This is a genomic window from Bacillus sp. FSL R5-0820, assembly GCF_038593385.1.
Taxonomy (GTDB): Bacteria; Bacillota; Bacilli; order Bacillales; family Bacillaceae; genus Bacillus; species Bacillus altitudinis.
In genome coordinates this window covers 3,233,795-3,254,790 of the sequence record NZ_CP151991.1, presented here as the reverse complement: position 1 = coordinate 3,254,790, position 20,996 = coordinate 3,233,795, and the positions used below count along the sequence as shown (strand labels likewise).

The 20,996-nt window shown below is 41.8% G+C and carries 19 protein-coding genes; 8 read left to right on the top strand and 11 right to left on the bottom strand.

What is annotated here, in order from left to right; translation table 11 throughout:
* Nucleotides 1–47 precede the first annotated feature (47 nt).
* Complete coding sequence (locus NST15_RS16810) at nucleotides 48–665, top strand: flavin reductase family protein (protein ID WP_173408354.1); 618 nt, start codon at nucleotides 48–50, stop codon at nucleotides 663–665.
* 36 nt (nucleotides 666–701) lie between these two features.
* Here NST15_RS16810 and rbsB read toward each other — a convergent pair whose 3' ends face one another.
* From rbsB to NST15_RS16765, 9 genes are all read right to left on the bottom strand, one after another.
* The gene (rbsB, locus tag NST15_RS16805) at nucleotides 702–1,619 is read right to left on the bottom strand and encodes a ribose ABC transporter substrate-binding protein RbsB (protein ID WP_268432314.1); all 918 of its coding nucleotides are present in this window, start codon (nucleotides 1,617–1,619) and stop codon (nucleotides 702–704) included.
* 13 nt (nucleotides 1,620–1,632) lie between these two features.
* Complete coding sequence (gene rbsC, locus NST15_RS16800; protein WP_007497532.1) at nucleotides 1,633–2,586, bottom strand: ribose ABC transporter permease RbsC; 954 nt, start codon at nucleotides 2,584–2,586, stop codon at nucleotides 1,633–1,635.
* A 1-nt stretch (nucleotide 2,587) separates the two neighbouring features.
* The gene (locus NST15_RS16795) at nucleotides 2,588–4,069 is read right to left on the bottom strand and encodes a sugar ABC transporter ATP-binding protein (RefSeq protein ID WP_342498687.1); all 1,482 of its coding nucleotides are present in this window, start codon (nucleotides 4,067–4,069) and stop codon (nucleotides 2,588–2,590) included.
* A gap of 15 nt (nucleotides 4,070–4,084) precedes the next feature.
* Nucleotides 4,085–4,477, bottom strand: coding sequence for a D-ribose pyranase (gene rbsD / locus NST15_RS16790; protein ID WP_017360008.1), 393 nt, complete (start codon nucleotides 4,475–4,477; stop codon nucleotides 4,085–4,087).
* Nucleotides 4,474–5,352 carry a ribokinase gene (rbsK, locus tag NST15_RS16785; RefSeq protein WP_342498686.1) on the bottom strand — a complete coding sequence of 293 codons (879 nt, stop codon included), beginning with the start codon at nucleotides 5,350–5,352 and terminating at the stop codon, nucleotides 4,474–4,476. Before rbsK ends, rbsD begins: the two co-directional genes overlap by 4 nt.
* Nucleotides 5,349–6,335 carry a LacI family DNA-binding transcriptional regulator gene (locus tag NST15_RS16780; protein WP_007497527.1) on the bottom strand — a complete coding sequence of 329 codons (987 nt, stop codon included), beginning with the start codon at nucleotides 6,333–6,335 and terminating at the stop codon, nucleotides 5,349–5,351. The genes rbsK and NST15_RS16780 overlap by 4 nt, the downstream gene beginning before the upstream one ends.
* Before the next feature lie 117 nt (nucleotides 6,336–6,452).
* Nucleotides 6,453–7,595 (bottom strand): Ger(x)C family spore germination protein, encoded by a 1,143-nt coding sequence (locus NST15_RS16775; RefSeq protein WP_058213526.1) that lies wholly within the window; start codon nucleotides 7,593–7,595, stop codon nucleotides 6,453–6,455.
* Nucleotides 7,585–8,682 carry an endospore germination permease gene (locus NST15_RS16770; RefSeq protein ID WP_342498685.1) on the bottom strand — a complete coding sequence of 366 codons (1,098 nt, stop codon included), beginning with the start codon at nucleotides 8,680–8,682 and terminating at the stop codon, nucleotides 7,585–7,587. The genes NST15_RS16775 and NST15_RS16770 overlap by 11 nt, the downstream gene beginning before the upstream one ends.
* Complete coding sequence (locus NST15_RS16765; protein WP_113746912.1) at nucleotides 8,672–10,153, bottom strand: spore germination protein; 1,482 nt, start codon at nucleotides 10,151–10,153, stop codon at nucleotides 8,672–8,674. Before NST15_RS16765 ends, NST15_RS16770 begins: the two co-directional genes overlap by 11 nt.
* A 747-nt stretch (nucleotides 10,154–10,900) precedes the next feature.
* Here NST15_RS16765 and pgsB point away from each other — a divergent pair.
* The 5 genes from pgsB (at nucleotide 10,901) to NST15_RS16740 (ending at nucleotide 15,229) form a co-directional block, all read left to right on the top strand.
* Complete coding sequence (gene pgsB, locus NST15_RS16760) at nucleotides 10,901–12,082, top strand: poly-gamma-glutamate synthase PgsB (RefSeq protein ID WP_007497522.1); 1,182 nt, start codon at nucleotides 10,901–10,903, stop codon at nucleotides 12,080–12,082.
* A 15-nt stretch (nucleotides 12,083–12,097) separates the two neighbouring features.
* Nucleotides 12,098–12,547 carry a poly-gamma-glutamate biosynthesis protein PgsC gene (gene pgsC / locus NST15_RS16755; RefSeq protein ID WP_007497520.1) on the top strand — a complete coding sequence of 150 codons (450 nt, stop codon included), beginning with the start codon at nucleotides 12,098–12,100 and terminating at the stop codon, nucleotides 12,545–12,547.
* 18 nt (nucleotides 12,548–12,565) lie between these two features.
* A complete protein-coding gene (locus tag NST15_RS16750; protein WP_017360004.1) occupies nucleotides 12,566–13,732 on the top strand; it encodes a CapA family protein in 1,167 nt (388 codons plus the stop codon).
* Nucleotides 13,729–13,899, top strand: coding sequence for a hypothetical protein (locus NST15_RS16745; protein WP_008343253.1), 171 nt, complete (start codon nucleotides 13,729–13,731; stop codon nucleotides 13,897–13,899). Before NST15_RS16750 ends, NST15_RS16745 begins: the two co-directional genes overlap by 4 nt.
* A gap of 106 nt (nucleotides 13,900–14,005) precedes the next feature.
* Nucleotides 14,006–15,229 (top strand): C40 family peptidase, encoded by a 1,224-nt coding sequence (locus NST15_RS16740; RefSeq protein ID WP_035702253.1) that lies wholly within the window; start codon nucleotides 14,006–14,008, stop codon nucleotides 15,227–15,229.
* A gap of 56 nt (nucleotides 15,230–15,285) precedes the next feature.
* Here the strand turns inward: NST15_RS16740 and NST15_RS16735 are convergent, their stop codons facing one another.
* The gene (locus tag NST15_RS16735; protein WP_342498684.1) at nucleotides 15,286–16,167 is read right to left on the bottom strand and encodes a Cof-type HAD-IIB family hydrolase; all 882 of its coding nucleotides are present in this window, start codon (nucleotides 16,165–16,167) and stop codon (nucleotides 15,286–15,288) included.
* Nucleotides 16,168–16,514: 347 nt separating this feature from the next.
* Nucleotides 16,515–17,480, bottom strand: a complete 966-nt coding sequence (locus NST15_RS16730; RefSeq protein ID WP_035389731.1) for an LCP family protein — start codon at nucleotides 17,478–17,480, stop codon at nucleotides 16,515–16,517.
* A gap of 271 nt (nucleotides 17,481–17,751) precedes the next feature.
* Here NST15_RS16730 and NST15_RS16725 point away from each other — a divergent pair, with 271 nt between their 5' ends.
* A complete protein-coding gene (locus NST15_RS16725; protein ID WP_100218329.1) occupies nucleotides 17,752–19,116 on the top strand; it encodes a sugar porter family MFS transporter in 1,365 nt (454 codons plus the stop codon).
* Nucleotides 19,117–19,406: 290 nt separating this feature from the next.
* On the top strand, nucleotides 19,407–20,804 hold the full coding sequence (locus NST15_RS16720) for a bifunctional glycosyltransferase family 2 protein/class I SAM-dependent methyltransferase (RefSeq protein WP_342498683.1): 1,398 nt from the start codon (nucleotides 19,407–19,409) through the stop codon (nucleotides 20,802–20,804).
* Nucleotides 20,805–20,996: the final 192 nt, after the last annotated feature.

Sequence of the window (20,996 nt, the reverse complement as noted above, 5' to 3'; positions counted from 1 at the left end):
CGGGGTATGGTATGATGTCGTTACATACAAGAGGAGGCATGTCTGAAGTGATTACATTACAAATGGATCAGTTGTCACGAAAAGAAGCATATAAAGTATTATCTGGTTCCGTCGTTCCAAGACCCATTGCATTTATTACAAGCCTTTCTAAAGAAGAAATCGTCAATGCTGCACCATTTAGTTTCTTTAATGTCATCAGCGGTCATCCTCCGCTGATCGCTGTTTCTATTGGACGTCGTCAAGGAGAGATGAAAGATACAGCAAAACATATCATCGACAGGGAAGAATTTGTTGTCCATGTGAGTGATGAAGCGATGATTGAAGATATTAATGAAACAGCTGCTACTTTGCCAGAGGAAGAGAGTGAGCTGACTCGTACCGGTCTTCATCAAGTGAAGAGCAGCGTGGTGTCAGTGCCAGGAATCAAGGAAGCACGCATTCGCTTTGAATGTCAGCTGGAAAGACATCTGACCTTTCAAAATGATGAAGGGGAGGTCACAGTCGATCATATCATTGGCCGGGTGGTGTGTGCGCATTTAGATGAGTCTGTCTATGATGCGGAAAAAGGATATATTTTTACGAATGAATTAAAGCCAGTCGCGCGCCTAGCAGGTAATGATTATGCCCATTTAGGCACGCCATTTGTACTGAAGAGACCGGAATAACATCTAAAACCCCCGAGGCTATCGGGGGTTTAGTGTTTATTTCTTTTGTTCTAGTTTCAATGGTGCGGCGATATTTTTTTCTACCTTTTTGCCTTTTAATACATCGTCAGCAGCGCCGACTGCCAGTTGACCGATCAGCTCTGGCTGCTGCGCGACTGTTGCAGATAGTTTTCCTGCTTTGATCGAGTTGAGTGCATCTTCGTTACCGTCGAAACCGACGACAAGAATGTCTTTTCCAGAGCTTTGGATGGCCTCTAGTGCGCCAAGCGCCATTTCATCATTGTGGGCAAAAACGGCTTTGATGTCAGGGTTTCCTTGAAGAAGGTTTTCCATCACGTTGAGCCCTTTTGTCCGGTCGAAGTCAGCGGCTTGTTTTGCTGTGACATCTAACTTTTTGTCTGCAATTTGATGGAAACCTTTTCCTCGTTCACGTGTCGCAGAAGCACCTGGTACACCTTCTAGTTCAGCCACTTTTGCGCCTTTACCAACCTTGTCGATGATAAAGTTAGCGGCCATTTCGCCGCCTTTGATGTTATCGGAAGCAACGAGCGCTTCAACCTTTCCGCTTTCTGCGGAGCGGTCTAATGTGATGACCGGTATGTCTGAAGCATTCGCAGATTCGACAGCCGTTGATATGGCAGAGGAATCGGCTGGGTTAATGAGTAATGCATCAACCCCTTGTTGAATTAAATCTTCTACATCACTCGTTTGTTTCGCTGAATCATTTTGTGCATCGGCAATGACAACTTCGATGCCAAGCTTTTTCGCTTCTTTTGTCACGCCGTTTTTAAGAGAAACGAAGAATGGGTTATTTAAAGTCGAGATCGACAGTCCGATTTTAATGTCTTTTTTCTTGCCATCCTTTGTTGATTTGGCCCACTCTGGCGGTTCAAGCGAGCAGGCAGAAAGCATGAATAATGAGAGGGTCATGATCAGGATTACATATTTTTTCATAGCAGCTGCCTCCTTAAGCAGATTTCTTTCTGTCTAATAGGACTGCAATTAAGATGACAATCCCTTTCACAACAGATTGATAAAATGATGAAACACCAAGTAAGTTCATACCATTGTTCAAGACCCCAATAATGAGTACCCCGATCAGTGTGCCGACAATTCGCCCTCTTCCACCGGATAGGCTTGTCCCGCCAAGTACAACGGCAGCAATTGCATCAAGTTCATACGACGTACCAGCTGTTGGCTGGGCTGAGTTGAGACGAGATGTTAAGATCGCACCTGCTAAAGCAGACATAAAGCCCGCTAATGAGTAAATCATGATTTTGACGCGTGGTACTTTAATGCCTGAGATGAGGGCTGCTTTTTCATTTCCGCCAATGGCATACGTTCTTCTGCCAAAAGGTGTTTTATGAAGCAAGACCCAAAGTACGATAAAGGTGAGAAGCATGGTGATCGCTGGAACAGGAATGCCTAAGAAATATCCACGGCCAAATAGCTGAAATGCATAGTTAGAGCCAAGCCCTGTAATTGGATTTCCGTCTGTATAAACAAGCGTCAATCCTCTGAAAATCGTCATCGTCGCAAGTGTTGCGATAAAAGGAGCCATTTTTCCTTTTGTGATTAAAAGACCGTTGATCATTCCAAGGATGGCACCGATGATACATCCAACAATGATGGCAAGAATCGGGTCCAAACCAGATACAATAAAGCCGGCAGTCAGAGCACTAGACAGCGCTAGAATGGCACCGACAGACAAATCAATTCCTCCGGTTAAAATAACAAACGTCATGCCAAAGGCAATGAGGGCGTTAATGGAGATTTGTCTGAGTAAGTTTAAAATGTTTAATGGTTCTAAAAAGGCCGGATTTAAAATAGAAACAATGGCAACAAGGATGATGAGTCCTAAGAATGGCCCAAGCTTTTGCATGATGTTGTCAAATCGTCCATTTGAAGTAAGTGGTTTCATGTTACTTCCCTCCTGTAGCTAATGTCATAATTCGTTCTTGTGTAGCTTCTGTTTTACTTAATTCGCCGCTGATGGTTCCTTCATGGATGACAAGCACTCGATCGCTCATCCCAAGAACTTCTGGGAGTTCAGAGGAGACCATCAAAATCGCAACGCCTCGATCCGTCAGCTCGTTCATAAGCTGATAAATTTCTCGTTTCGCCCCGACGTCGACACCTCTTGTCGGTTCATCTAAAATCAGTACCTTCGGCTGAATGCCGATCCATTTGGCGATGACGACTTTTTGCTGATTTCCACCGGACAGGCTGCGTGCAGAAATTTCAGATGAAGCGGTTTTGATCGTGAGTCGTTTGATGAGCAGGTCAACAAAATCCTGTTCGTTTTTCTTATCAATCAGCCCCTTTGGAGAGAAGCTGTCTAAGTTAGGTAACCCGATGTTTTCCCGAATGGATGCATCCAGCATCAGTCCTTCATCTTTGCGATCCTCTGTGATAAAACCGATGCCAAGCTTGACCGCATCACTTGGTTTTTTAATGACAGCCTTTTTCCCATGAACCCAAATTTCTCCTTGATCCAGGGGATCGAGTCCAAAGAGCGACCGCATCATTTCCGTCCGGCCAGCGCCCATTAAGCCTGCAACACCGACAATTTCCCCAGCTTTGACGGAAAAACTGACATCTTGAAAGCGGCCTTTCCTTGTTGCTTGCTTCACCTCTAGTGCGATATCACCAGTAGAAGGTGTGCGCTCAGGGTAACGATCGGTTAATTCGCGGCCGACCATTTTTTTGACGACTTCATGGAAATTCGTGTCTGGTATCGCTTTCGTATCGACCGTTTTTCCGTCACGCATGATGGTAATCCGGTCACAGATGGCAAAGATTTCTTCCATCCGGTGAGAAATGTAGACGATGGAAACGCCTTCTTTTTTGAGTGATTCAATGACCTGAAATAGCTTTTCAATCTCACGGTCTGTGAGAGCGGCCGTTGGTTCATCCATAATGATGACCTTCGCATCGGTCATTAACGCTTTCGCAATCTCAATCATCTGCTTTTGTCCGACAGAACAGCTTCCTGCCTCTTGATCGAGCGAGAGGTTGACAGACAATCGGTCGAGCTGCGCTTGGGCGAGGGTTTTCATTTTCTTGGTGTCTAGGAGACCAAGTTTTGTATAGATTTCTTTCCCGATAAATAAATTCTCTAGTACCGTCATATCAGGCCATATATTCAGCTCCTGATGAATGAAGGCAATCCCGTTCTGCTCGGCTTCTTTCGGATTCTTGAAAGCGTTTTCTTTTCCGTCGATTTGAATCGTTCCTTGATCCAGCGAATAGAGTCCTGTCAGCAGATTCATTAACGTTGATTTTCCTGCCCCGTTTTCACCCATTAGTGCATGGACTTCACCTGTGACGAGGTCAAAGGAGACCCCGGCGAGAACGGTGTTTTTTCCAAAGGCCTTATGGATGTTATGCATTTCAATGTTCATAAGTGGCTCCTCCTTTTAAAAGATGACACCGGCATGAAGAATACAGTTTGCGTATGGGGTGGCTTCACCCGTTCGAATCACTGCTTTTGCCTGTTTGGTCATGTCTTTGAACGTCTCGTGATCGACTTCATCTAACGGATGTGAGAACGCTTTCTTTAGAAATAAATGATCTCTCTCATTGGCTTCTTTGATTTCACTGGCGATTGTGATGTGTTCAACGGCCATTTCCTCAAGAAGGAGGGAAGTAACCTCCTGAAAGGATGGTGTGCCGATGGATAATGCAAGGTCGATCTTGACCGGGCCTTCTGGAATGGGCAGGCCACAGTCTGCGATGACAATTGTATCTGTATGACCGAGGTCAGCAAGCACCTTGGCGATATGACTATTTAAAATACCATTTTTCTTCATTTCTTATTCTCCAATTCTTCTCTTGCTGGCATGCCGCCTTGGGCACCAAATTTTGTGACTGAGATAGATGCAGCTAAGTTGGCAAAGGCAAGTGCGTCGTATAGCGATTTTCCTTCTGTTAGTGCTACAGCTAGAGCGCCGTTAAAAGTATCGCCAGCCCCTGTTGTGTCAACGGCTTTCACAGGATAGCCCGGCACCAACACTTCTTTTGATCCATCAAAGTAACGAACACCATTTTTTCCTTCTGTAATGAGTAATTTGTTTGGATATTGTCGCAAAGCTTCTGCTATGGTGAGTCCATCAAACATAAGAGCTGCTTCGTGTTCGTTTGGCGTGATATAGGCAGCTTGATCTAATATTTGCTGAGAGACTTTGCGAGCTGGTGCGGGATTTAAGATGACTGGAATCCCTTTTTCGCTGCAAATGGCGCAGACGGCTTCGACTGTTTCTTCAGGAATTTCCTGCTGGATAAGGACGATTCCGATATCTTCAATAGAAGAAAGAGCATCTTTTACATAGTGAGGTGTTACCTCATTGTTTGCTCCTTTGACGACAACAATGCTGTTATCTCCTTCAGCTAAAATGATATGAGCTGTTCCGCTTTCCATTTCGGTAACCGGTTTCATATAGGTGGTGCGAACACCTTGTGTTTGAAAATTGCGCATAATGTCCTGACCATACGCGTCATCCCCAACCCGGCCAATCATATATACATCTGCACCGAGCCTTGCGCTGGCCACTGCTTGATTGGCTCCTTTTCCTCCAGGAACCGTTTTAAATGATTCGCCTAGAACGGTTTCTCCTGCATTTGGACGCTTATTCGATGTGACAACTAGATCCATGGAACAACTTCCTACGACAACTATTTGACTCATTGTGAATCCACCTTTCTTGTGGTCTCTCGTTCAATAAAAGAGACGGGCATTTGAATAACTGCTTGATCTATTGGCTGTTTTTGAATGGCTTTAATGATCAGCTTTGCGGCTTCTTTCCCCATATCATAGGCAGGCTGCCGGATCGTTGATAAAGAAGGGAAGAGCAGTTCGCTTTGCGGAATATCATCAAATCCAATGATTTGGACGTCTTCTGGAATGGCTTTTCCAATACGAAGCGCTTCGTGTACGACGGCTGCTGCGACGATGTCATTGCTGGCAATGATGCCATCTGTTTCAGGGTACAGCTTGAAAAGAGCCTTGGCGCTTTTTCGTGCTTCCTGAAAAGAAAAAGAAGCGTTAGACATCACATGAAAGTTAGCACCTTCTTCAGTCAGAACATCAAGTGCGCCTTTGAATCTTTGCCGCGCCGTTTGAAGATGAGCGGGCCCTTTTAGCAATGTGATCTGCTGACTGCCGCGTTTGATTAATTCCATTGCAGCCATTTTCCCGCCTGCCGTAGCATCTGCAAACACAGAAGGCGCATTTGGAACGGTACGATCTAAGAAGACAACAGGCAGTTCATCATCATTGTACAAATCTGATTCAGGTTCGTTTGTGACAGCGATGACACCGACCACCTGGTTTTGCTTAAAGGTTTGTAAATAGGCCATTTCCTTCTCCCGATCTTCATCACTGTTTCCGAATAATAACCGAAAGCCGTGTGCATGAATCTCATCCTCAACACCTCTAGCCAGCTGAGGGAAGAAGGGGTTTGTGATATCAGGTAAGATGAGACCAACTAATCTTGATTCTCTTTTAAAAAGGGATCGTGCCACTTCATTGGGGAAGTAGTTCAGCTCCTGCATCGCTTGTGTCACACGGGTTTTCGTATCAATATGGACGTATCCAGTATCATTGAGCACGCGTGAAACAGTTGCAACAGACACTTGAGCAGCTTTTGCAACATCTTTAATTGTAGCCAATGGAGTGCCTCCCTTCTTTGATGTGTAACCGTTTACACAGATAGATTATCACGAAAGCATTGAAAAGACAATCTTAAAAAAATAAAAAAAGAAAAGAAAGAGGACGTCTTCCTTTTCTTAACTAATAATGCCTGTTTGTGTAATGTTTACTTTGATTTTTGGAATGATTTTCACTTTTGGATAATCGGTGACCCAATTCATTTTCATATACTCATCATAATGTCTGACCCGGTATTTTCTGCCGAGGCTTAAGACGTCAGAATTTGCTTCTTGTAATGTAGCAACAATTTTTTCTGCTTCTTTTGTCAAGATGGTTGAAAGTCTTTTATTGAGCATTTCAATTTTTTTGTCTGTATCTAGATTATCTTTTGGGTACTCAAGGACAGAAGTATTAAATTCAAATTTGAGTGAGTATGTTAAGTTTCGATGATCAGGATTCAGAATCTCGATGTCTCTCTTCACATCAGTGACTTGGATGGTGATGTAATTGTTTTCTTTTGAATTCATGTCGCTTCTCACTTTTTTTGTGAAGTTGGCATACTTGCCCATTTTTCCGTCCATGACGGTGAGCAAGATCGCGTCTTGACCGTACAACTCGCCTTTCTTCTTCTCATTATCAAATAGAGCAACCCCTTTTACACTAATTAATTTCTTCGATTGATCAAAATAGATTAACGGTAGTGTGAAGTCCTCTCCAGTTTGAAGCATTTTAGATCGAATACTTTGAATGTTTTTAGGTGCTACTTGGGAGGAGCGTGATGCGGTTGTGATCAAGTTATTTAAATAGTCACTCACGATGAGTTTTTCCTTCAGCAGCGAGTTAATCACTTCTTCACAGGTCCCCCCTTGAACAACGGCAAGATTTGCGAGGAGGGGACTTTTTGGATCACGATAAAACATATCTAAGTAGGGCAGAAGACGATTTTGGGCAAATTCATCACCGATCAGCATCACCCGCATTTTCGACATGTCTATTTTTTGATCCACTATCCGGCTGAAGTTGGTTCTCGCTTTTCTTAAAGTAGGGGCTTCAGTTGTGAGAAGAGTGGTTAAAAAGCTACCTGTATTTCCTTGTTCCATACTTTGAGACTGCTGCACCTTTCGATAAGTAATCGAGTATCTTGCATTTTCATCCTCTCCCTGATCAACAGCGGAGGTTAACACAAGAGAGATGTTCTTTAATAAATTTTGATCCCAGCAGCCAGGCATGAATATGAGAGAAACACACATGAGCAACGTCAGTATGTACTTATGACGCATGTGATTTCACCTTCCCTTTGCGATGTTTGATAAAGATGATAATGGCCATAAAGATTGGGAGTGTGTAAATAAATGAATATTGAGCGATGGTGGTAAAATCATTAAAACGCTGAATTCTAAAATTATCGGTTGCAAGGTAACAGCTAGCCGCATAAATCAAAATGGCAAAATATAACACATATTTTTTGTGTTCTTTTTTCTTAAGAATACTTGCCACGCCATTAGCGCAAAAGTAAAGGTAATTACTGAGAGTAGCTAAAATGACAAATACCCAGAAACTAAGAAAAATTAAATCCGTCCGCTCAATCACACCGAACGAAATGGTTTTTAACAGATACAGAACAGGGTTGGGAATGATTTTAAGCTCAATCGGACTGAAGAACATAAAACAAATCAATGTAATAAATAGGTAGTAAAGCGTCGTGCATATATTGGCAATGGTCATGACTTTATATCGTTCCTTAATGGTTCCTTTCATCAATGGAGAGATAATGAGGATCATCTCGAACCCATTCATAGATAGAACGACGTCCTTTAATCCGAGTGAAACTTGAGAAACGTCCACTTGGAAAAAGGGCATGAGGTAGTCGATATTGGTTCCTTTTAATGAATAGAGCATTAAGAGAGACAGCATGAGCAAAAAGGGCGTCAAAATGAAGTTAAACCTGACAATCGCCGTAATTTGCTCCTTTGCAATGTAAATGATGGAGATCATCAGTAATAGATTAATGACCCAATTTGGTGTGAGCGGCAGCACCCAAATGCCAAGAATTCTTGTGAAAATGGATAAGACAACAATACAGACGGAGGCGAAGTATAACGTATAAAGTGCCACCAATGTCCGGCCGATCCATTTTCCGAACACTTCAATTAAGGCTTGGAAAAATGATGTATCAGGATACTTCTGAATGATGTAAATAAAAATGGTGTTAATGATTTGAATGAAAAAACAGGCTAAGATAATCGCCATCCACCCATCGTGTCCCATGTCTTTCATCAGCAAATGGGGGAGAGCTAAAATACCGACACCAATTTGAGATTGAATGATAAAAAAGACAGCTTGAGGTGGAGATATTTTATTTTTCATCTTTATTTTTCCATCCTCTCAAATTTTCAATTTGCTCTTTCTTTTTTGGATTTAAGTAAACAGGGCGCTTTTTGTACATCCACATCGGTAATCGGATCACAGTATCTTTTAAGTCCTGCCAGTTAAATGGAGCCACTGGTGATAAGTACGGGACACCTAGTGATTCGAGGCGGCATAAATTCATCAATACGATCGACAGGCCGAATGAAATGCCAATAAACCCAAACATCGATGCCATAAACATGAGAGGGAAACGAAGCATACGAATGGTGGACGTCATTTCAAAGGATGGGAGGACAAAGGATGCAACAGCTGTCACGGCAACAACAATGACAAGGACATTCGAAATGAGTCCAGCTTTTACCACAGCGTCTCCAATCACCAAACCGCCTACAATCCCAATCGTCTGACCAATTGGCTTTGGCAGTCGCACCCCTGCTTCTCGTATGAGCTCAATCGTAATTTCCATCAGCATTGCTTCAATTAACGGCGGAAAAGGAATGCCGATGATGGAATTTTTCATCGTAATCGCTAATTCATCCGGGACCACCTCATAATGAAAACCAATGACCGCAATATAAAAAGAAGGCAAAATCACAGCGATGATACAGGCAAGATAACGAAGAATACGAATAAATGTAGCCGGAATCCAGCGGCTATTATAGTCATCTGGTGATTGAAAGAAGCTAAAGAACGTAATAGGCAGAATGATAGCCATTGGACTGCCATCCATCAGCACAACAATTCTTCCTTCAAGAATGGCGGATCTCACTTTGTCAGGTCGTTCTGTGTCAATAAGCTGCGGGAAGATGGAATACGAATCATCCTCAATCGCCTCTACAATAGAACCGGGGCTAAGCAGCGTGTCTACTTTAATAGAAGAAATTCGTTTGTTAACCTCATCTATCTTTTCTTGATTGGCAATATCAGAAATATAAACCGTCGCAACCTTTGTTTCAGATTTTGTACCGACCTTATGATACTGGATTGCAAGTTTTCGATCATTTAAGTGTGAACGTAGCAAATATAAATTGGTATCTAAACTCTCAACAAACCCATCATGTGCGCCTGCAATAATACTTTCAGAAGAAGGTTCAGAAATGGAACGCAGTGGCGGCTGTCCAACAGCAAATATTTTGATCTGTGCGGATTTTTCATCAAGGAAGGCAATACTTCCGGCAATAATGCTGTCGACAATCAGCGTCAAGTCACCTGTTTCGAGTGAACTAAGAGATTTTGCATAGTCCTGCTTTCCAGGAGGGCCAAGCAAGTTGCCAATAATGAAGTTGTTTAATTTACTTTCATCCACTCTTGTTTTAATAAAAAACAGCACTGATTTCGTTTCATTCACCATCAATTCCCGGTATTCAAAATCAGCGCTTTGTTGAAATGCTTTTTTCATAATCCGAATCTTTTCCTCAAAACCGCCTGATAAAAAGTGTAAGCGTGTTTGCTCATTCGTATTTGGCATCTTTAGCCTCCTCTCACAGATTTTTTAACCATAGTGTAAGCCGAGAAGATGATTTTATGCGTCATCTTTGGGGAAAGCATGACACGCACCGACAACTTTCAACTAAAATCACATTAAAAATGTTAAGAAATGATGAATCTTGATAAAAAGAAATGAATAATGTTTCATTGTTTAGGTCATAAGGAGCGAATATCGTAAAGAGAGTCTATAACAAAATGATTAATTTTTGACATCTTATCCCAATTTTTTGTGACCTATAAATAAGCAGATGACTTGATTTTTTGATAGGTGACCTTTGTCATAGGTCAACACATAGCGTTCTGACCAATGAGGATGACTTTCTAACCTGTTCATTTAAAAATATAAAATATTCTAAAACACGCACTATTCATTTAAAGCGCTGATATGACTGATTTCGTAGAGATGAAAGGGCTTTAAAACATTGATTCAAAATACATCTTAATAATTGTCGAAAAATTTAGGGAGAAAAGGACAAAAGATTTTTCACTGTTTGATGGTAACGCTTTCTCTTGTTCTGAGCAGAAAATCAGGCGTCATTTTGTCCGTCTTTTGGCCTTTTCATTTGAGAGTGAGATAGGCAATTACGCCTTCTGTTTAGAGGAATTTGGCATACGAGGAAGTGAAAGATTATGTTACATAATACCGATTGTGATTTTATGCTGAACCTATATACTGTTGATTGAATTTACATATCACACTCATAAAAAAAGGAGATGTAGATAAGCGATGTGGTTAATCGTTATAGCCTGTGTCATCATGTTAGGGATTGGCTTTATTGAAAAGAAGCGTCATCAGAAAAATATCGATGCCCTGCCGGTACGCGTCAATATTAATGGTATACGCGGAAAGTCTACCGTTACAAGATTGACAACCGGTATCTTAATGGAGGCAGGTTATAAAACTGTCGGCAAAACAACAGGAACGGATGCAAGAATGATTTATTGGGATACGCCAGAAGAGAAACCGATTAAAAGGAAACCGCAAGGACCAAATATCGGAGAGCAGAAAGAAGTTATGAGAGAAACAGTTGAAAGAGGAGCAAATGCCATCGTCAGTGAATGTATGGCGGTGAATCCAGATTACCAAATTATCTTTCAGGAAGAGCTGCTTCAAGCGAATATTGGCGTGATCGTAAACGTTCTTGAAGATCATATGGATGTGATGGGGCCAACTCTTGATGAAATAGCTGAAGCCTTTACAGCGACAATTCCTTACAATGGGCACTTGGTTATTACGGATAGTGAATATACAGATTTCTTTAAAGAGATTGCGAAAAAACGCAATACTGAAGTGATTGTTGCAGATAATTCCAAGATTACCGATGAGTATTTACGGAAATTTGAGTATATGGTGTTCCCGGATAATGCTTCACTTGCACTTGGTGTCGCACAAGCATTGGGAATTGATGAAGATACGGCATTCAGAGGCATGTTAAATGCGCCGCCTGATCCAGGAGCGATGAGAATTCTTCCATTAATGGATGCAAAAACACCTGGACATTTTGTAAATGGATTTGCGGCTAATGACGCAGCATCTACGTTGAACATTTGGAAGCGTGTGAAGGAAATTGGGTATCCAACAGATGAACCGATTATTATCATGAACTGTCGTGCGGATCGTGTAGATAGAACGATCCAGTTTGCGGAGGATGTACTTCCTTATATTGAAGCAAGTGATCTTGTCTTAATTGGTGAAACGACAGATCCAATTGTGAAGGCATTTGAGGATGGAAAAATTCCGGCTGACCACTTACACAACCTTGAATATCAATCTACAGAACAAATTATGAACATGCTTGAGAAAAAGCTTCATAATCGAGTGGTTTATGGAGTCGGCAATATTCACGGCGCCGCTGAACCTTTAATCGAAAAAATTCAAGAATACAAAATTAAGCAGCTTGTCAGCTAGGAGGAAATATAGAAAATGTTCGGATCAGATCTTTATATCTCGTTAATTTTAGGTGTTCTACTCAGTTTAATTTTTGCAGAAAAAACAGGAATCGTACCAGCTGGGTTGGTTGTTCCAGGTTATCTGGCACTCGTCTTTAACCAGCCAGTCTTCATTTTAGTTGTTTTATCTGTCAGCTTGCTGACATATGTGATCGTTCGTTTTGGTCTATCGAAATTTATGATTTTGTACGGACGCAGAAAGTTTGCGGCGATGCTGATTACAGGGATTGCCTTAAAGCTCATATTTGATTTCTTCTATCCAGTGGTTCCGTTTGAAATAGCAGAATTCCGCGGAATCGGAATCATCGTGCCTGGATTGATTGCGAATACGATTCAAAAGCAAGGTCTTACGATTACCCTTGGAAGCACATTACTTCTAAGTGGTGCAACATTTGCCATCATGTATGTTTACTATCTATTTTAAGATAAGGTGTGTCCAATGATGAATAAAAAATTGAGCTTTCAGGAAAAGCTGCTGAAAATCACAAAGAACCAAAAGAAAAAGACGAATAAACACGTACTGATTGCTTTACCGATTGTCATTGCTTGTACATTTCTATTTACATTTATCGGGAAAGCACAAGTACCAACTGTAGAAAAGAATCCAGAAAACATCCTGACCGCTTCGTTTGTCGGAGATATTATGTTTGGAAGAAATGTAGAGAAAGTAACAGACCGTTATGGAAAGCAGCACCTGTTCCGCTATGCGAAGCCGTATTTTGATGTTTCAGATTATGTAACAGGGAATTTTGAGCATCCAGTGGCTTCAGATAAGGAACAGGCAGCACAAAAGAATATTCATTTGAAAACAGATGAAGATTCTGTACAAGCGTTAAAGGATTTGAATTTCTCTGTACTAAACTTTGCGAATAACCATGCAGCAGACTACGGTGAAAAAGGCTTAAATAACACGATTGATGCCTTTGAAAAAGCTGACATGGATTATACAGGGGCAGGGCGCAACGTCAATGATGCGAAGCAGAACATTTCATACAAAGAAGTGAATGGCGTTAAAATCGCTACCCTTGGTTTTACAGATGTATATGGAAAAGATTTTAAAGCAACAAATCGCAAGGCAGGTATTCTACCAGCTGATCCATCTATCTTTATTCCGATGATTTCACAAGCTGCTGAAAAGGCAGATATCGTTGTTGTTCATGCGCACTGGGGACAGGAATATAACAATGAAGTAAACGACAGACAAAGAGAGCTGGCAAGAGCGATGTCAAAGGCTGGTGCTGATATCATTATCGGTGCACACCCGCACGTTCTTGAGCCGATGGAAGTCTATAACGGAACAGCGATCTTCTATAGCTTGGGGAACTTTATTTTTGACCAAGGCTGGTCAAGAACACGTGATTCTGCTATTGTTCAGTATCATCTGAATGAAGATGGAAAAGCGACATTTGAAGTGGTTCCAATGTACATCAAAGAAGCGACACCTGCTCCAGTCAAAGCAGGATCTCTTGAATCAAAATCGATTATCCGTATGCTGACAAATGGCACGAATGCGGATTGGAAAGAAAAAGACGGACATATTTTCTTTGAAGTCGATCATTCTGATAAAGTTCAAACATTAAAAGAAAACGAAGGGAAGGATAAAAAATGAAATTCCTTAAAGCAAGCTGGCCGTTTGTTGCGTTAATTTTAGTCTTTGTCTTTATGTCTGCTTTTAAATTCAGTGACAGCCTCACAGATCATGAGAAACAAAAGATCTCGGTTGAAATGCAGAAAATTGAACAGCAAAAGCAGTCAAAAGCGGAAGCGAGTAAATAAAGAAATGATGATGAAAAGAGCACGCGAGGCGTGCTCTTTTTTGACGGAAAAAGGTGTAAAATGAAAGGGGTCATGTCGAAACTATAAAAGAAAGGGGGAAGAGAGGATGAAATGGAAAGGAATACTGCTTGGAGGATGTGCCATTGTAGGACTCATGTTTATGTCCCAAACAGAGGTGTCTGCTCAAACAACATCTCCTTTAAAACAAGCGGAAACGCTGATAGGCACGCCTTATCATAAAGGAGGAATCGATCCGAAAACGGGCTTTGATGCTTCTGGCTTTATACAATATGTATACAAAACAACAGGTGCATTTGATTTGCCGCGAAAGGTGATCGATCAATACCAAATCGGTGAAAATGTATCATGGGAAAAAGCAAAGCCCGGAGACCTTGTCTATTTTCGCAGTCTTGAAGAAACAAAAGACATCCCGACACACGTTGCTTTGTACGCTGGAAATGATCAAGTGATCCACATCACACTCAGTCAAGGGGTGGTGAAAACAGATGTCAGCAAAAGTAAATATTGGACCGATCGGTTCTATGCGGTCAAACGGCTGCCTGTCTCCCAAGAGATGTCGGATGATCAACTGGTGAAAGATGCGATGAAATATTTAGGAATCCCTTATGTATTCGGGGCATCAGATCCAAAAGTAGGATTCGATTGTTCAGGTTTTTTACAATATTTATTTGAAAAATCACTTGGGATTTATTTACCAAGAAGTGCTGAGCAGCAATGGATGGTTGGAGAGAAAGTAGCACGAGACGATATTCGCCCTGGAGACTTTGTTTTTTTTAGCAACACGTATAAAAAAGGAATTTCACATGTAGGCATGTACATCGGAGGAGACCGCTTTATTCATGCGAGCCGTTCGGAAAGTGTGACGATTTCTTATTTGTCTGAATCGTATTGGCGTGAGAAATGGACAGGTGCGAAACGATTAACTGAGCTGAAACTAGCGAAAGAAGACCCAGTCGTATCAAAAGCTGCCACGTATATTGGAGAAGTACCCTATGTAAAAGGTGGTGCGAGCCCAAAGCAAGGCTTTGATACAGCAGGATTCACGCAGTATATCTATCAAGAAGTGCTTGGAATGGAGATGCCTCGCTATGCGCAGGGACAAGTTAAAGCAGGTACACCTGTGAAACGATCGGAACTAAAGCCAGGAGATCTTGTCTTTTTTAAAGGGACTTCGTTGATGCCAGCCATTTATGCTGGTTCAAATCAAGTCATTCATGTGACGGTTTCAAATGGCGTTGTCATTACCAATATGAAAACAAGTACGTATTGGAAGGATAAATATGAGACGGCTGTTAGAATTAAAAAATAAAGAAAAAGCCCGATCAATGCTCAGATCGGACTTCTCGACTTCTCACTAGGCGCTGATCAGACAAGCGTCTTTTTTTCTTGAAATTGATTCTGCAAAAGCAGATCAATAAAATAGGCGACGCCATCTTCATGGTTGCCTTTTGTGATATAGGTGCTTTTTTCTTTAATGACATCCACCGCATTCCCCATCGCTATTCTGTGTCCTGCTTCATCGAACATGGATAGATCATTAGGGCTGTCACCGATCGCATAAATATTGGATCGGTCAACGCCATAATGGGCTGCAAGTTTCTTGAGGGCATGTCCTTTGCCTGACTCTTTTGGCAGTACCTCAATGATATGTTCTCCAGATGAGGTCAAGGAGAGCTCAGGCATCTTAGAAAGAAGATCTCGTGCTTCTTGCAGCTTATTCATATCAAATGAGAAGCATAGTAATTTATAAGTTGGTTCATTCGACTCAAAAATTTGACGGATGTCATCGACAGGTTTGATGCCAAACTGTTTAAATTGAGTCATCGCTCCTTCCCATAAATCAGCTACATCCTCGTTAGGATTGGCGCTTTTGATCATATCAAATTCAGCTTTGAGCTTATCTTTTCCATCAAATGGGGAAAGGAGGGCATCGTCTGTATAGACCTCGAAATAAATGTTCCGTTCCACTAATTCCTTTGCGGCACGTCTACCAGCTTCTTGATCAAGGGTGATTCTGCTGAAGAGCTTGTACCCTTCTGTATGGACAGTTCCTCCATTTGCCGCAATAATGGGAATGTCAAAATCCCCAAGAAGCTCTTTTACATCAAAAGTCGCGCGCCCTGTACAAATGGTCACAATATATCCAGCTTCCTTCGCAAGAATCAATGCTTGCCGGTTTTGAGCGGATATTTCACTTTTCGTATTTAAGAGTGTACCGTCTAAATCAATCGCAATCATTTTTTTCATTGCTGTTATATCCTCCTTCATTCATGCAATAGCCTCTTCAAAGTATGTACGATTTCCTTCATTCTCATGAAAGAGTCGGATCGTGGATTCCTCTCTTTAAGGCTAAACAAAAATGGTCAATTGATCAAGGATATAAGAAAAAGCGCCCAAAAGGACGCTTTTAGCGTGTAGACAAACCCTCGCATTCTTTGTCAGTCCTGCGCTTCGGTGCTCACGAATGTCAATTCGCTCTGCTCCGGTGCTCGTCCTTCCTAGACTGCAAAGGTTTTCTATCAGGGTGAAAAGAAGAAAAAGGGGAAACACCTTTTTCAACACATAAAAAGCGCCCAAAAGGACGCTTTCTGTTTTTATGATAATTCAAGCTGTTTCTTCAATTCCGTTTTGACTTCGTTCAGTTGGTTTTGATCCAATTGGTAATAATAAACGCCATTTGGCTGGTAATCAGATCCTTTTAGTTGAATCGTATCAACAGATTTCAATGAAGTGAGTAGTGGGAAAAGACCGACTAGTTCTTTCATTGACAGGTTAGTTGAGACGTTATCACCTAGAGTATCTATGATATTGTCATAAGACGGAATGGACGTTACTGATTTTGATTTATCGAAAATGGCTTTTAAAACTTCCATTTGACGCTGTCCGCGCATGAGATCACTGTCTGCTTTTCTTGTTCTCACATAAGCGAGAGCTTGATTACCATCTAGTGTGTGAGTACCCGTTTGCAGCTGAACTTTGCCCTTTGTATCTTTAAGAATCTGTTTCACAACATATTCATCTTTAATGTTAACGGAAACACCGTTTAATTCGTTCACAATTTCCTTAAACGCTTTGAAATTACTTTCAATTACAAAGTCGACAGGGATATCTAGTAAATTCTCAACTGTACTCACCGTGAGGTCTGCATCACCAAATGCGTGTGCATGTGTAATTTTGTCATAACCATGACCTGGAATATTAACATATGAGTCCCTTGGAATACTTAATAATTTCACGGTTTTATTCGTACGATTTACTGTCGCTAATACCATTGCATCGCTTCGTGCTTGTTTGACGGTTTCGCCTGGTCTGCTGTCAATGCCAAGCAGCAAGACAGAAAAGCTGTCTTTCCCAGGATCAAATGCTTCAATCCGTTTGACAGATTGTGCACCGCGGTCTAGAGAGACTTGTGCTTTTTTAGCAGCTGTTGTCACTTTATAGTAGGCATAGCCGGTGACAGAAGCGGTTGTCAGTAAAAGAATACCAAAAATAAAAAGAGTGACTTTCACCCATGGTTTTAAACGCTTTTTGCCTTTGCGTTTACTTCTTGTTTGATCCATATATTTTAAACCCTCGCTATGATTTTATAGTAAAGATGTCCTTCTTCATGCTTACAAACTAAAACAAATATACCTTAAAACGGGATATAGTGCGACATTTTTTTCACTAACGCTTAATTGACGTTTCCTTATCTAAAAAAGTTTCAATGATACGCAAATGAAATATATTTGTCATAAAACATCGAAATGTTTGAAATGACAGGAAGTGAGGAAAATGATTTTTCATAGAGAAACATCCAGTCATTACATAGATAAAAGAGGGGTTATGATCATGAAAAATCGGAATGGGTGGCTTTATTTCTTCGGCGCACTTGGCGGCGCCTTATATGGTTACGATACAGGTGTCATTTCTGGCGCTATCTTATTTATGAAAGAGGATTTAGGTTTAAATGCATTTACAGAGGGACTTGTGGTCAGCTCGATTTTAATCGGGGCGATGCTCGGGTCTTCTCTTTCTGGAAAACTGACAGATCAATTCGGACGGAAAAAAGCAATTATCGCCGCAGCCATTTTATTTATTATCGGCGGATTTGGAACAGCCCTTGCACCGAATACGGAGGTCATGGTCTTATTTCGAATCGTGCTAGGACTTGCTGTCGGATGCTCGACGACGATTGTTCCATTGTATTTATCTGAACTTGCGCCAAAGGAATCAAGAGGGGCACTTTCCTCATTAAACCAACTCATGATCACATTTGGTATTCTTCTTGCCTATATTGTGAACTACGTTTTAGCAGATGCAGAGGCATGGCGTCTGATGCTTGGAATTGCCGTTGTTCCTTCTGTGCTCTTGTTATGTGGTATTTTGTTTATGCCAGAAAGTCCTCGCTGGCTGTTTGTCCAAGGACAGGCGGACCGGGCGAAAGAAATATTGTCAAAACTTAGACAAAGTAAGCAAGAAGTTGAAGACGAGATTGCGGATATTCAAAAAGCAGAAAGTGAAGAAAAGGGCGGTCTTAAGGAATTACTCGAACCATGGGTGCGCCCAGCTTTAATTGCTGGTGTCGGTTTAGCCTTTTTACAGCAGTTTATTGGGACAAATACGATCATTTATTATGCACCAAAAACATTCACAAGTGTCGGCTTTGGCGATTCAGCAGCCATTTTAGGAACTGTAGGAATTGGTGCAGTCAATGTTGTCATGACGTTTGTTGCGATTAAAATCATTGATCGTGTCGGGCGGAAAGCGTTACTCCTATTTGGAAATGTAGGGATGGTTCTTAGTTTGATAGTTCTAGCAGTGGTCAATCGTTTTTTCGAGGGATCAACAGCTGCAGGGTGGACGACGATTATATGTTTAGGACTTTTCATCGTCATTTTTGCTGTCAGCTGGGGCCCGGTCGTATGGGTGATGCTGCCGGAGCTGTTCCCAGTACATGTCCGGGGAATCGGTACGGGGGTATCGACCTTCCTACTGCATACAGGGAATTTGATCATCTCGCTCACATTCCCAGCCTTGTTAAGTGCAATTGGCATCAGTAACCTTTTCCTTATTTATGCAGCCATCGGCATAGGTGCCTTCTTATTTGTGAAATATTTAGTCACAGAAACGAAAGGGAAAAGTCTTGAAGAGATTGAAGAAGATTTAAAAAAGAGAAACCGTGCCGTCGTGAATGACGAAGGGGAAACGGTATGAAAAAAGACCAGCTGCATGAGGCAGCTGGTCTCAGCGTGTAGACAAACCCTCGCATTCGGTGTCAGTCCTGTGTGTCGGTGCTCACGAATCTCTCATTCGCTCCGCTCCGATACTCGTCCTTCCTAGACTGCAAAGGTTTTCTATCACGCTGAAAAGAAGACAAAGGGCTAAAAAATTCATTTTAGCCCTTTGTTAAACAAACGTTTAATCAAGAAAGGACAATCACTCATCTTCTGAACGTGCAGCCTATGACATACATATGGAACAGGCGGGCGAAAGGTGGAAATGAGATGAAAGGAAAAACGAGCATCGTGATGCTGACGTACAATGAACTGCACCTAACGAAAAAATGTATCGACAGTATCAAGAAGCATACTCGGCGTGATGAATATGAACTCATTATCGTGGATAATGCTTCATCAGACGGAACAAAGGAATATGTGAGACAACTGGAAGATGTCGTGTTGATTGACAACGAGAAGAATCAAGGCTTTGCTAAGGGCTGTAACCAAGGGGCGAAAAAAGCAACAGGAGATAGTATTCTTTTTTTAAATAACGACACGATTGTTACCGAAAACTGGCTTTTACCATTAAAAGAAGCCCTTTTTGCATCAGATCGTATTGGTATGGTAGGCCCTGTTTCCAATTATGTGAGTGGTCCTCAGCTCGTTCAGCCATCTTACACAGATGTGAAGGAGCTTCCTGCCTTTGCGAAGGCATATACGGCTTCGAGAAAAGGCCAAAGGACATATGTGCATAGACTTGTTGGTTTTTGTTTGCTGGTCAAAAGAGAGCTGATCGAGGATGTCGGGTTATTTGATGAGCGGTTTGTATATGGATCATTTGAGGATGATGACCTTTGTCTGCGTTCGTTGCTGAAGGGATACCAGCTGCAAATCGTCCATGATTCATTTGTACATCATCACGGTCATGCCACATTCAATGCCAATGAAGAAACGAATATCTCTACATTGTTTGCGGAGAACAGGCTTCGATTTTTAGATAAATGGGGTATTGATTTAAACCTGATCTCCCCCCATCCATATTTTGCAGCACTGCTCCCTGAGGATGCCAGATGTGTGCTGGATGTTGGCTGCGGTGCTGGGGCGACAGGGCTTGAACTGATCAACCGGCAGTCCGCTGACATGTACGGAGTAGAGGCGGATGCATTAAAAGCAGAGATAGCAAAGGCGTATTACAAAGAAGTGATTGAGACAAAAGCGGATGAGTATCCTTGGTCAGAGAAAGAAGCTTTTTTTGATGCTGTGATCTTTTCTGATGTGTTAGAGCATGTGTCAGATCCATGGCAGATGATTGCTCAAGCGCATGCGTCTTTAAAACCAGGTGGCGTGATCATTTGCTGCTTACCTAATATGATGCATGCGGAAGTACTGCTGCCTTTAATGGCAGGTGATTTTACGTATCAAGATGTGGGGATTTTAGATCGAACACATATGAGATTTTTCACACCAAATACAATGCGGGCGCTCTTTCCAGACCATTTGTTTCATCGCGTGATTGAACAGCCGATCAATGTGCCAATTGATCAAAACGTTCAATTGTTTTTTGACGAAGTGGCGAGAGTAGGAGAGTCACTTGGATTTCAAACAAAAGCATTATCTGATCAAGTGACGCTTTATCAGCTTTTGATCGTTGCACGTAAAAAAGGCGGTTCCCCCTCCGGGTAATCCACCTCAGCGTGTAGGCAAACCCTCGCATTTTTTGTCAGTCCTCTGCACCGGTGCTCGCGAATCCTTCATTCGCTCTGCTCCGGTACTCGTCCTTCCTAGACTGCAAAGGTTTTCTATCACGCTGAAAAGAAGACAAAGGGCTAAAGCAAAGTTCATTTTAGCCCTTTGTCAGCCATCTAAGGCGGATGA